At 56.0% G+C, this 12,852-nt stretch carries 10 protein-coding genes; 5 read left to right on the forward strand and 5 right to left on the reverse strand.

Translation table 11 applies throughout. The features are described from left to right. Positions 1-91: 91 nt before the first annotated feature. The 3 genes from argS to GCU45_RS16385 all read right to left on the reverse strand — a co-directional run bounded on the left by argS (position 92) and on the right by GCU45_RS16385 (position 3,631). Positions 92-1,771: an arginine--tRNA ligase gene (gene argS, locus GCU45_RS16375; protein WP_152399669.1), complete on the reverse strand. Its 1,680-nt coding sequence runs from the start codon at positions 1,769-1,771 to the stop codon at positions 92-94. Next, positions 1,768-2,193, reverse strand: a complete 426-nt coding sequence (locus tag GCU45_RS16380; RefSeq protein ID WP_076176954.1) for a YwiB family protein — start codon at positions 2,191-2,193, stop codon at positions 1,768-1,770. The genes argS and GCU45_RS16380 overlap by 4 nt, the downstream gene beginning before the upstream one ends. Positions 2,194-2,431: 238 nt before the next feature. Then, positions 2,432-3,631 carry a YCF48-related protein gene (locus tag GCU45_RS16385; protein ID WP_152399670.1) on the reverse strand — a complete coding sequence of 400 codons (1,200 nt, stop codon included), beginning with the start codon at positions 3,629-3,631 and terminating at the stop codon, positions 2,432-2,434. Between the two features lie 268 nt (positions 3,632-3,899). On the opposite strand from GCU45_RS16385, the gene GCU45_RS16390 reads away from it, so the two are divergent. From GCU45_RS16390 to GCU45_RS16410, 5 genes are all read left to right on the forward strand, one after another. Further along, on the forward strand, positions 3,900-4,865 hold the full coding sequence (locus GCU45_RS16390; protein ID WP_105444917.1) for a carbohydrate ABC transporter permease: 966 nt from the start codon (positions 3,900-3,902) through the stop codon (positions 4,863-4,865). Beyond that, positions 4,862-5,698 carry a carbohydrate ABC transporter permease gene (locus GCU45_RS16395; RefSeq protein ID WP_076176951.1) on the forward strand — a complete coding sequence of 279 codons (837 nt, stop codon included), beginning with the start codon at positions 4,862-4,864 and terminating at the stop codon, positions 5,696-5,698. The genes GCU45_RS16390 and GCU45_RS16395 overlap by 4 nt, the downstream gene beginning before the upstream one ends. Before the next feature lie 169 nt (positions 5,699-5,867). After that, the gene (locus tag GCU45_RS16400; RefSeq protein ID WP_152399671.1) at positions 5,868-7,655 is read left to right on the forward strand and encodes a cache domain-containing sensor histidine kinase; all 1,788 of its coding nucleotides are present in this window, start codon (positions 5,868-5,870) and stop codon (positions 7,653-7,655) included. Then, positions 7,630-9,249: a response regulator transcription factor gene (locus GCU45_RS16405; protein ID WP_152399672.1), complete on the forward strand. Its 1,620-nt coding sequence runs from the start codon at positions 7,630-7,632 to the stop codon at positions 9,247-9,249. The genes GCU45_RS16400 and GCU45_RS16405 overlap by 26 nt, the downstream gene beginning before the upstream one ends. 173 nt (positions 9,250-9,422) lie before the next feature. Next, positions 9,423-10,712 carry an ABC transporter substrate-binding protein gene (locus GCU45_RS16410; RefSeq protein WP_076176948.1) on the forward strand — a complete coding sequence of 430 codons (1,290 nt, stop codon included), beginning with the start codon at positions 9,423-9,425 and terminating at the stop codon, positions 10,710-10,712. 97 nt (positions 10,713-10,809) lie between these two features. Here the strand turns inward: GCU45_RS16410 and speB are convergent, their stop codons facing one another. Beyond that, positions 10,810-11,679, reverse strand: a complete 870-nt coding sequence (gene speB, locus GCU45_RS16415; RefSeq protein WP_152399673.1) for an agmatinase — start codon at positions 11,677-11,679, stop codon at positions 10,810-10,812. Positions 11,680-11,693: 14 nt separating this feature from the next. Next, positions 11,694-12,521, reverse strand: coding sequence for a spermidine synthase (speE, locus tag GCU45_RS16420; protein WP_152399674.1), 828 nt, complete (start codon positions 12,519-12,521; stop codon positions 11,694-11,696). Positions 12,522-12,852 lie beyond the last annotated feature (331 nt).

Here is a 12,852-nt window from a genome sequence, read left to right on the forward strand (position 1 = left end):
AATATGTAGCATTTGTTGAAAAAGGCCGCCTCCGGCAAATACCGGAGACGGCCTTTCATATGTTCGGCGTATTCAAAAGGGGAAGAAGGAATTACATCTTCTCCGGAGCAGATACGCCCACGATTCTCAGCACGTTGGCGATAACGGTCCGCACAGCGCCGAGCAGCGCGAAGCGTGCCTGCGTTTGAGCGGCATCTTCGGTGATAACGCGCTGCGCCTTATAGTAGCTGTGGAAAAGGGAAGCCACGTCATACACGTAGCGGATCATCCGGTGCGGCGCGTAGCCCGCTGCAGCAGTGGCGATTTCCTCTGGCAGCTCGCCGATTTTACGGAGAAGGTCATACTCATGCTCCGTGTTCAGCACCGTGAGGTCCACTTCGGACAGCGGGAGCAGCGCAACGCCCTGCTCTTCCGCCTGACGGTAAATGCTGCAAATCCGTGCGTGCGCGTACTGCACATAGAACACCGGATTTTCGTTGGACGTCGAAATGGCCAAATCCATGTCGAAATCGAGATGGGAGTCCATGCTGCGCATCGTAAAGAAGTAGCGGATGGCGTCGATGCCGACCTCTTCCATCAGGTCCTCCATCGTTACGGCTTTCCCCGTACGCTTGGACATCTTGACCTTCTCCCCGTTCTGGAACAGGCTGACCATCTGCGCGATGAGCACGGTCAATTTGTCGGGATCGTTGCCGATGGCCTGCATGGCTGCTTTCATCCGCGGGATATAGCCGTGGTGGTCGGCTCCCCAAATATTGATCATGCGGTCATAGCCGCGGTTGTATTTGTCCCGGTGATACGCGATATCGGGTGTCAGGTACGTATAAGTGCCGTCATTTTTCACCAATACACGGTCCTTATCGTCCCCATATTCGGTCGTCCGCAGCCAAGTGGCGCCGTCCTGCTCGTACACCTGGCCTTTGGCTTTCAGTTCGTCCAGGGATGCTTCAACGAGTCCCTTCTCGTACAGGGAAGTTTCACTGAACCATTCGTCAAAATGTACCCGGAAGCGTGCCAAATCGCGTTTGATTTTGCCGAGCTCCTTCTCCAGGCCGTACGAACGGAAGAACGCCGTCCGCTCGCCCGGATCCATGGACAGCAGGGAATCTCCCTTCTCGGCGACGAGATCCTTGGCAAACCCCTTGATATCCTCGCCATGGTATCCGTCCTCAGGCATTTCCGCATCCTGTCCGAGCGCCTGCAGATACCGGGCTTCGATCGATTTGCACAGGTTTTCGACCTGGTTGCCCGCATCGTTGATATAGTATTCGCGGGTTACTTCATACCCGGCAAAGTCCAAAATGTTGCACAGGGCGTCGCCAACGGCGGCTCCTCGGGCATGTCCCAAGTGCAGGCTGCCGGTCGGATTGGCGCTGACGAACTCGACCTGCACGCGCTGTCCCTGACCGAGCTGTACGCGTCCATAGTCTTTCCCCTGTGTGTAGACCTGCTCGATCACGGGGTACAGATAGCTTTTGTTCAGCGTAAAGTTAATGAAGCCCGGGCCGGCGATTTCTGCCTTCTCGATGGACGCCTTCTTTGCGTCGATATGCTCCAGGATCGCTTCGGCGATCTGGCGCGGGTTTTTCTTGGCGATCCGGGTCAGCTGCATCGCGGCGTTGGTGGCCAGGTCCCCGTGAGATTTATCTTTCGGCACCTCAAGCGTAATGCTGGGGAGCTCTTCACGGCTGGCCAGCCCGGCGGCGACTACCGCGTCCTTGACCGCCTCCAAAACCAGCTGGTGAATCTGTTCGAGTGGATTGAGTGTCATGATTGATTATCCTCCTGTATAAAAAAGCTGATGGTGAAATGCCCTGTGCATTCCTCGTATACATATAGATCGTACGCCCAGCTGATTTCCCCTGTCATTCCGTCCAGGTCCATCTTAAGGGAGCGCGTATCCGTCGATAGGTTAAAGGACGTATAAGGCGAACGGTAAAAGCCGGGAAGCCGCTGCCCCTCCTGAAAAGACTGCTCCGATTCCACGGCGCCGTGCCGGATCATTTTCAGGCTGTTTGCACCGATTTTCACTGTTGTTTTGGTCTTCCGCCCCTGCAAATCCGCTTCCGGCTCCTCGTACATCACATAGAGAGCTTGTCCGCGGGCAAATACCTGCGCCGTCATCTCCTGGTTGACCTCTTGGCCGTCATGACGGCTGCGCAGACGGACGGTAGCCTTTCTGGCATCTGGCATTACGCAATACTCCAATCTATTCTTTCCTATTGTACTACTATATCCAGTTCGCTGTATCAATTCAATACAAACCGTGCCTGCCGCAGACTGCCGCTACTGTACAGCTTTCACAGCGCCGGGGATTCGTATTCCGGGAAACCCACGCCGTCATCGAAAAAAAGACGGAACCGCCAGTAATAACCGGCAGCCCCGCCTTATGACTGTTACTGCAACTTCATTCGTACCTTGTTACTTCCGTTTAAGGATTCAACGCTTCCTTAAATGCGAACTTCCGGTTCCAGCTGGCACCGCCGTCATGGGTGGCATAAATCGACGATTTGGTGGCGCTGGTCACCACAAGCCAGCCCGTCTTGCCGTCCGTAAAGGAGATCCGTGAATCGTAACCATTAATGGACGGCTTTACGTTCTTCCACGTCTTTCCTCCATTATAAGTCACGCCGACAGACACCATGCCGCCCGCCGGAGAGCCGCCGGACAGAAAGGCCGTCTCCTTGCCGATCAGCTGCATGTTGCCGGGGTGTCCGCCTGGCTGGGCCGGCCCCTGATTAACGACAGCGGCCCCACTGCCGGGAGCCGGGCCTCCGCCTGCCGTGGATTGGGCGATGACGCGCTTCCAATGTACGCCTTGATCCGTGCTGCCATACAGCGAATAGGATACCTGGGACATGCCTGAGCCGCCATAGAACAGCGCCCAGACCTGATTGTCCTTGCTGTAAATTTGTCCGCCCGCAGGGTACGGGGAGTCAAATTTCACGTTCAGCTTCGTGCTCCAGCTGTGCCCGCCGTCGGCCGTGCCCAGTACTTTATAGCCAGAACCGGGAACAACGACCAGGACATACCCGTTGTTCTTATCCCGAAACGTCGCATATCTCGTATTGGCCGGCGTAGGGACTTTCACCCAGCTGTTCCCGCCGTTATCGGTCCGGTAGGCGCCATTTTGCGTGTAGCCGTACACCGTGTTCTTGCCGAGCGCCTCCAGCCGGTTAAACGGCAGATTGGCCGTATACACCTGTTTCCAATGCGATCCGCCGTCCACCGTCTTGAGCAGATGCGTGGTCTGGTGGGAAGGAAGGGTGGCGATGGCCCATCCGTTCACGTTGTCCGTAAATTTAATCTGGGCAAAGTTCCATTTCCCCGTGTAAATTTCCTGCCAGTGGCACCCCGCATCCGATGTGCCGATCATAAACCCGGTTCCTGCCGCCCGGCCCGTCGACCCGTTCAGAAACTGAATATCGGTAAAATGAAGCGGGTCCGCGCCTTCCCCCATATGCTGTTTCTGCTCTTGCTGAAGCAGGCCGTGATCGCCGCTTCCGCAGGGAGCAGGCGCCGCGGCGGCGGCCGAAGTCTGCGTTGGGGATAATCCCCATCCCGCCGGCAGCATCAGCATAAGCGCAGCGGCAGCCAAGGAAGAGTTTCTAAGCAGCTTTTTCATGATCATAACGACACCTCCATATCGATTACATTACCCTCTTTGGGGATTCCCCACTCGCAAAAAAACATCCTCTTCCTCATTCCAAAAGTAGCATGCGAGTGTTTGGATTGGTGAGCGACTTTGGCTTTGCGCACAGCGCAAAACAAGAGAGCGAAGCAAGCCAAACAGGAGCAAACACCATTCAATAGTGAAAGAATTTGTGCATCCTTCGACTACAGGTAAGGTTCAGCCCACGATACAATGAGAGCTACTAAAAGGCGTGAGGTGATTGATTTTGAATGCACAAACGATACCGGCGGCGGACAAGGCCCAGCCGGGCAAAAACATGAAAGCGGTTGCCAAAACGTTGAAAGGACGCTGGAACGCCCCGCTGGCCGGCTACCTGTTCATCGCCCCCTGGCTGCTGGGTTTTCTCATTTTACAGCTGTGGCCCATTATTCAATCCTTCTATTTATCTTTCACCGAGTTTTCCCTGCTGGAACCAGCCCGCTGGATCGGGCTCAAAAATTATCAGGATATTTCGCAGGACCGGCTCTTTTTTAACTCGCTGAAGGTGACCTTCCTGTACGTCATTACTTCGGTCCCCCTGAAGCTGCTGGCAGCACTGCTGGTCGCTATGCTGCTCAACCGGAATATCCGGGGTATTTCCTTCTACCGCACGATCATTTATCTGCCGTCCCTGATCGGGGGAAGCCTGGCGGTGGCCGTGCTGTGGCGCAACATTTTCGGCCTCAACGGATTTATCAACCATCTAGTGATTCTAGTCGGCATCGCCCCGAAGAACTGGATCGGAACACCCTCCACTGCCCTCGGAACCCTGGTGCTGCTGACGGCGTGGCAGTTCGGCTCGTCGATGATTATTTTTCTGGCTGGTCTTAAGCAGATTCCCGGGGAGCTGTACGAAGCAGCCTCCGTGGACGGGGCCACACCTTTTCGCAAATTCATCCGGATTACGCTGCCCATGCTGTCGCCCGTCATCCTGTTCAACCTGATCATGGGGATCATCAACGCGTTCCAGATGTTCACCTCGGCGTTTGTCGTTACCAACGGGGGTCCGGTCAATTCGACTGAAATGTTTGCCCTGTACCTGTACAACAAAGCCTTCGGTTCGCTGCAGATGGGCTACGCCTCGGCACTGGCCTGGATCCTGCTGGTCATTATCGGCATCGCCACAGCGATTAATTTTATCGCATCCAAATATTGGGTGTTCTACGAAACGGAAACGGAGGGTCGCAAATGACAGGCGTTCTGAAAAAACAAAATTGGCTGGTTCATATTCTGATGATCGTGTTCTGCTTTGTGATGTTTTACCCCGTACTCTGGTGGATCGGCGCCTCTTTCAAATCGACGGCCGAGATCAGCCTGCCCTCCCTGTTCCCGAAAGTATGGCTGTGGCAGAATTATACGGAAGGCTGGAACGCGCTGCCCAAGTATACGTTTACACGCTTCTTCATGAACAGCCTCAAGCTGAACGTGGCGACCACAGTGCTGCACGTCATCTCGGCCAGCTTGGTGGCCTTCGGGTTCGCCAGGCTGACCTTTCCGCTGAAAGGGCTGTGGTTTTCCATCCTGATGATGACCCTGATGCTGCCGGGCCAGGTCACGCTCATCCCGCAGTATACGATGTTCCATTCTTTCGATTGGATCAACACGTATCTGCCTCTGATCGTCCCGTCGGCCATGGGGGGAGCCTTCTTTATTTTTCTGATCGTCCAATTCATCCGGGGCATTCCGCGGGAGCTTGACGAGTCGGCGAAAATCGACGGCTGCACCTGGTTCGGCATCTACCTGCGCATCGTCATGCCGCTGACCCTGCCGGCGCTGATCACGGTCATGATCTTCTCGTTTATTTGGGGCTGGGACGATTACTTCGGTCCGCTGATTTATTTGAATACCGTGGACAAATATACCGTTCCGCTGGCGCTCCGAATGTTCATCGATTCCCAGTCGGCCGTGCCGTGGGGTCAGCTGCTTGCCGTGTCCCTGCTCTCCGTGCTGCCGCCGGTCGTGATCTTCTTCCTGGCGCAGAAGCATTTCGTCGAGGGCATTGCTACGTCAGGGCTGAAAGGCTAGTCATCCTGGAGCGCAATAACGGAATCACGGGGACTCGCTCATTCCATGCTTTTCTTCCGGACCGTATCGTCAACGTAAGTCTCTCTCCCGGCGCGCCGTGAACGGCCGCTTTGGGATAGCAGCGCGTTAACGCTATGGCATCGCCGCACCCAAGAGGAGGGGAAAAGCCATGAATCCGTTTCGCATGTTCCGTATCGATTATGTGTTTTTCTTCAGCTTTGCCGCTTTTATCGCGGTCCTGATCACCATCATGATGATCGTCAGCTACCGGTTCTCCGCCAATGAGCAGGCGGACAGCGCCTCCATGTATCAACAGGCGGTGCTGCAGCAGCTCAACAAACAGCTCACCGACCAGATGAGCGCCGTGGAGCAGACCTCGCTCGCTGTAGCCATCAACTCCCCGCTGGTCAATTATTTGACGATGAAAGGAGATTATTATGCCCGCAAAACGGCCAGGGACGAGCTGAACCGGGATTATCTGGCGCCGATGCTGAACAGTTCACGCTCGATGTTCTCCTTTCAGATCTATATGAGCAATCCGCTGCAAGTCGACCCGAACGCCAACATTCAGTACCTCCCGCTAGCTTACGCCAGCCGGGAAAGCTGGTATCCGGCCGTCGACAAAGCCGACTTCGTCTGGATCGGACAGCGCGAGGTCGGCTCGCCGCAGGGGAAGCAGCAGGTCATCAGCTTTATCCGTAAAATCACGACGCCGGACGGGGTGAACCGCGGAATTCTCATTATTAACGTCCGCGTCAAATTTCTGCAGGATATCCTGACCGAGGACAATTCCTCGGCCAGCCGGCTGCTGCTCGATTCCGGCGGCCGGATGATCATGCACACCCGGATCGCTCCGCCTCCCGGAGAAATCGATGCCATCCTGAAGGAGGTCAGCGGAGATGCCGGCCATGCGCATCAGCTGCTGGAAGCGGCAGGCTCGCTTCCGGAGAAGAACATGCTGACCGTCTGGTCCCGCACGGCCCCCGGCAGCTGGATGCTGGTCGAGCTTACGCCATGGAAGGACATCACAGGTGGAAGTGTCCGCCTGGCATGGACCATGGCTGCGATCGGGGCTGCCGCCATCCTGCTGTCGGTGTTCTTCACGCTGTTCCTTTCGAGGAATTTCACGGTGCCGATCCGGAAGCTGGTCCAGCTGATGCAGGCATTCAATCCCGGCAAGAAGGGGCTGCCGCTGCCTACGGAATACCGCAACGAATTCGGCAGTCTCTTCAGCGGCTACCGCAAGCTGACCGAGCGGATCGAGACGCTGTACCAATCGCTGGAACAGCAGTACAAGGCGCAGCGCGAGGCGGAAATCAAGGCGCTGCAGGCGATGATCAACCCCCATTTTCTCTACAACACCTTGGATCAGCTGAACTGGATGGCGCTGGAGGCCGGCCAGGAGGAGATCAGCCGGGTGCTTGAACTGATGGGGCAAATGTTCCGTATCGGGTTGTCCGGCGGCGAATCCTTGATCCCGATGCAGGATGAGCTGCTTCACGTCGAATGCTATTTGAAAATTCAGCAGTTCAAAAGGGGCCAAGGTCTGGACTGGGAGATCGAATGTCCGGAGGAACTGCGGCAGCTTCTGATTCCGAAGCTGACCCTGCAGCCCTTCGTGGAAAACGCCATCGTGCACGGCTTCCATGGACGCAGCCATGGCCGAATCGTCCTGAATGCCGTGCCAGAGGACCGCGGCATCCGGATCCGGATCCGGGATGACGGCGTCGGCCTGCGGGACGATTGGAAAACCCGGAGGCGCCATCCGACGGGCGGATACGGCATCCGTAATGTAACCGAGCGCATTCAAGTATTTTTCGGTCCGCCCTTCGGCGTATCGCTCCGGAATCGTACCGGCGGATCAGGCACCGAGGCTGAAATTTATCTTCCGAAGCTGACGCAGCAGCCGGATTTGGAAGGAGGACGAAGTGATGTGGACACTCGCGATCGTGGATGACGACCGGCAGGTGCTTGGGGGGATGTCGCGGCTCATTCCCTGGGAGCAGCTCGGCATCCGCCCCATCGGGGAGGCCATGGACGGTGAAGAGGGGCTCCGGCTGATCAGAGCTGCCAAGCCGGATATCGTCATTACGGACATCTATATGCCGGTCATGAACGGGCTGGAAATGATCGAGCAGCTACGCAAGCAGCAGTTTGACGGCAAAATCATCATCTTAAGCGGCTACTCGGACTTTGATTATGCCCGCAAAGCGCTGCGGCTGCAGGTTGACGATTATTTGCCCAAACCTGCCTCACCGGCTACGATCCGTGAGGTACTGCAGCGCGTAATCGCCGAATTGTCGGAGAAAAGAGCGGCAGAGAACCGGGAGCAGGAGCTTCAGGACCGGCTGATGCAGTACGAGCCCTACCTGGAGAGGGAATGGGTGAAATCGGTCCTCACGGGCGGGACCTTTTCCCCGCCGACCGGACCGTACCGGATGCTGGACCGGCTTGGCTGGAAAGGCGCCCAGTTCATGATGCTGGCCCTGGAAATCAAGCGGCAGGGTCGGACGGAGGGCATCTCTGCCCGGGACTGGCACCTGTTCCGCTTTGCCGTCGGTAATACGGTCGAGGAGCTGGCCAGGCAGGATGGACTGAGGAGCTACTTTTTAGAGCTGCATAGTCACCATATGACCCTGCTGCTGTATAAGCCCCTCTCCTGGCCCGCAGAAGCGTTTCGCTCCGAGGTGCTGGCACTGGCCGGGCGCATCATTGAGTCAGTGGACCGTTACCTTCAGGTCAAGCTGCGTATCGGAGCGGGCCTCCGGAAAGATGATTGGACGGCTATTGCGGATTCCACGGAAGAGGCCTTCCAGGCCCTGGCCGAGCGGCGCGAGCCGGATGCAAACCATCCCTGCGTCTACGTCTACACCGAAGCCGGCTTCCGGCATCCGGCAGCGCGAAACGTGCGTCCGGTCCGATTTTTTCAGGAAATGGCGGATGCGGTTCGGACCTTCGATGAGCCCCGGGCCCTGCTTGCGCTGGAGGATTTCGCAAGCAGCGACAGCGGCGTGGCACAGCTATCTCCCAGCGAGCTGGCAGCCCTCGGGACACAGCTGTTTGCCATCCTCTCCTTCACGCTGTACGATTCCGGCCACAAGCTTGACGACGAGCTGCCTCCTGCGGATCTGTCCAAGGAGCTGGGATTGATAGAAAACGCGCAGCAGTGGAAGGCCTGGGTGGCCGAGAAGGTTAAGCGGATCTGCCGCCGGTTTACTCCCAATGAGAACTTGAAGCATAAGGAAACGGTGGAGTTTATCATTCAGTACATTCACGAGCATTACGCCGAAAACATCCACCTCCAGGATGTCGCCGATCAGGTCTATATTTCCAAAAATTATTTGAGCACCCTGTTCCGCCAGTTCACCGGCGAGACGTTCGGCGATTATTTGACCCGGGTCCGGATGGAAAAAGCCAAAAGCATGGTTCTGGAGAAAAAGCTGCTCATCGCCGAAATTGCCGAGCTGGTCGGATACCGCAACGTTCCGTACTTTACCACGCTGTTCAAAAAGCATACCGGGCGCAGTCCGACTGAGTTCTATCGGGCCTGACGCAGCTACAGCCGATCCTGGTTCCGCCCAGCATACAGGACAAACGCTGCCGGCAGTTCGCCGATATTCGTAAAATACTGAAACGATTTGTAGGATCGTCCGCTACGCGGATGTTCCTCGGCTTGGTACCTTAGAGCAAGAAAGAGTTCCGTTACTTAAGGGAGGTTCAACCAATGAGAAAATCATGGCAACGTCTTGCCGCAGGCACTGCGGCCGTCCTTATGCTGTCCCTCGTTCTATCCGCCTGCAGCGGGGTCAAGAAGGAAGAAACCGGAGCTGCGGGCACCGGAAACGGCAAGTCCATCACGCTGCGGATCATGTGGTGGGGCTCGCAGGCCCGTCACGACGCAACCTTGAAAGCGCTTGATTTATACTCCAAAAACAATCCGGGAATCACGTTCGAGCCGGAATACCAATCGTTTGACGGATACCAGGACAAGCTCTCGACCCAGTCCGCAGGGAAAAACACCCCGGATATTTTCCAGATGGATGCCGCCTGGTTCAACGACTGGGCCTCCAGCGGCCGGTTGGAGGATCTCTCGTCCATTCCGACGGATAACATCGACAAGGCCCTGCTCGAAACCGGCACCTATCAAGGCAAGCTGTACGCGATGCCGCTCGGCAACAACGCCTGGGGCATGGTATACAACAAGACGATCATGGACAGCCTCGGGGTTCAGCCTCCCAAGACATGGGATGAGTTTTTCGCCATGGCCCGCGATCTGAAGCCGAAATTGGCCAAAGACCAATACCTGACCCGGGATTTGACGGCAGACGGCGCATCCTACATGTCCTATCAATTGAGCATGGGCAAAGGCTTCTCGATGAGCAAGGACGGGAAGTTCCACTACGACGAAACCACCTGGAAAGATTGGATGAACAAATGGGCACAGCTGCGCAAGGACCATCTTGTGCCTCCGCCGGATGTGACGGTGTCGGATAAATCGCAGGACGCGCAGATGGATTTGCTCATTCAGGAGAAAATTCTGCTCCGGGGCGCGCATGCCGCGGAATTCGGCGGAACGGACGCCCTGAAACCAGGTGTAATGGCGTTGACGACCCAGCCGCGGGGGACGCAGGCGGGGGGATGGCTCAAAGCCTCCATGTATTGGAGCGTCAGCCCCAACAGCCAATATAAAGACGAAGCGAAGAAATTTATCGACTGGTTCGTCAACAGCCAGGAAGCCGGCGACATCCTCGGCACTTCCCGCGGGATTCCTGTCAACAAGACCGTCGCTGATGCGCTCAAGCCTAAGTTCACCGATGTCGACAAAAACGCGCTGGGCCTGATCAACGAAGTGTCCAAGGACGGGGCCGCATTCGACCCGGGTCCCGGCAATAAAGGCGGCTGGGCCAATTTCACGAAGGAGTATGATAACATCACGCAGTCGATCATGTTCGGAAAAATCAGCATCGACGACGGCTGGAACCAAATCGTCAAGCTGAGTAAAAGCTTGGATTAGCTTCGCAGCTCTCACGGATGAATCTCTGATCACCATCCTCGTACGATGGCACAAAAAAGAAGCACCCGGTTATAATCGGGTGCTTCTTTACGTTCATTTATTTTACAAATCCGAGCAGCATTTCGCGAATCAGCTTCGCCGCCACGATCTGGGTCTGCTCCGAATGGTCGTAGACCGGCGCCACTTCCACCAAGTCGCAGCCCACCACGTTGACTTCGGAATTGGCGATCAGGTGCACCGCCTCCAGCAACTCCTTGGAAGTGATGCCGCCCGCTTCCGCGGTTCCCGTTCCCGGCGCCGCCGACGGATCGAGCACGTCGATGTCGATCGTGACGTATACCGGACGATTGCCCATTTGCGGCAAGGCTTCCCGAAGCGGAGCCGCCACGTCGAACGGATAGAAGTTAATGTTCTCGCGGGCATACTGGAACTCCTCGCGCGAACCGGAGCGGATGCCGAATTGGTAGATGTTCTTGCCGCCCATCAGCCCGGATGCTTTGCGGACCGGCGTCGAGTGCGACAGCGGCTCGCCCTCGTACTGCTCGCGAAGGTCGGCATGCGCGTCGATGTGGATCAGGATCAGATCCGGATACTTCGCGTACATTTGCTGGATGACCGGCCAGGTCACCAGGTGCTCGCCGCCGAGCCCGATCGGAAATTTATCGTCGCCGAGCAGTTTGCCCACGTACTCGCCGATCACTTCGAGACTGCGTCCTGCATTGCCGAACGGCAGCAGCAGATCGCCGGCGTCGAAGTATTTGAGATCCAGAATGCTTTTATCCAAGTAAGGGCTGTATTCCTCCAGACCCACGGAAGCCTGGCGGATGTGCGCCGGACCGAACCGGGATCCCGGACGGAAGCTGACCGTGTAGTCCATCGGCATGCCGTAAATGACCGCCTTGGAATTTTCATAATCGTCCGAGCTGCAAATAAATACGTTGCCCGAATAAGCTTGGTCTAGTTTCATGATGTTGCCTCCCCCTATTTCGTCAGATCTTCCACAAATTTAGGCAATACGAAAGCCGCCTTGTGCAGGCGTGGCGTGTAGTACTTCGTGTCCATCTCCGGAATTTGCGACTCGTCCACCTCGAGCGGATCGTATTGTTTGCTGCCCATCGTAAATGTCCACAAGCCGCTCGGATATGTCGGGATGTTCGCCGCATAAACGCGCACGATCGGGAAAATTTCCTTCACATCCTTGTTCACCTTCTGGATCAAGTCGGCCTTAAACCAAGGGTTGTCCGTTTGCGCCACGAAAATGCCGTCATCCTTCAGCGCTTCATAGATGCCTTGGTAGAAGCCGCGTTCAAACAGAGGAGCAGCCGGGCCCACAGGCTCCGTAGAGTCGACCATGATGACGTCGTATTCGTTCTTGTGCTCGTGAATGTGCATGAAACCGTCGTTCACCTGCACTTCTACCTTCGGGTCTTCCAGTTTGCCCGCGATGGACGGCAGGTACTTCTTCGAGTACTCGATGACTTTGCCGTCGATGTCGACGAGCACGGCTTTTTCCACTTTCGAATGCTTGATGATTTCGCGGATCACGCCGCCATCTCCGCCGCCTACGACGAGGACGTGCTTCGGATTCGGATGCGTATTCAGCACTGGGTGCGCCACCATTTCATGGTATACGAATTCATCCTTCTCGGTCGTCATCACCATTCCGTCAAGCAGCAGCATATTTCCAAACTCTTCAGTCTCTACCATGGCCAGATCCTGAAAATCAGTTTTTTCATTTACATACGTTTGTTTGATTTTGGCAGTAATACCGAATGCGGGCGTCTGTTTCTCCGTGAACCACAATTCCATCGTCATTACCTTCTTTCTTTCCCAGGATAAAGGAGGGATTGATCTTCCCTGCCGCATGTTCTCGAGTAGCACGTACATCTTCTTTATTGTACCAAACTGCCGATGTATAAACACATCCTTTGAATTATACGCGATAGAAGAAATTCGTGTAAAGAAACACTTTCCTAACGCTTCGTCCCCTGGCTAAGGCCGCGTCAGCACGGGCTTTTTATCCCTCAGGTGGCTCTGTATGCCCCCTCACCCTGTATGACCGGGAGGACGAGCGCTTTTCCCGTGAATCCCGGGCTCGGCGTGAATATCTGCTGCCTGCATTTCCCATAATGAAAGTATC

Origin of the sequence: Paenibacillus cellulositrophicus, from assembly GCF_009363095.1 — a bacterium.
Taxonomy (GTDB): Bacteria; Bacillota; Bacilli; order Paenibacillales; family Paenibacillaceae; genus Paenibacillus_AQ; species Paenibacillus_AQ favisporus.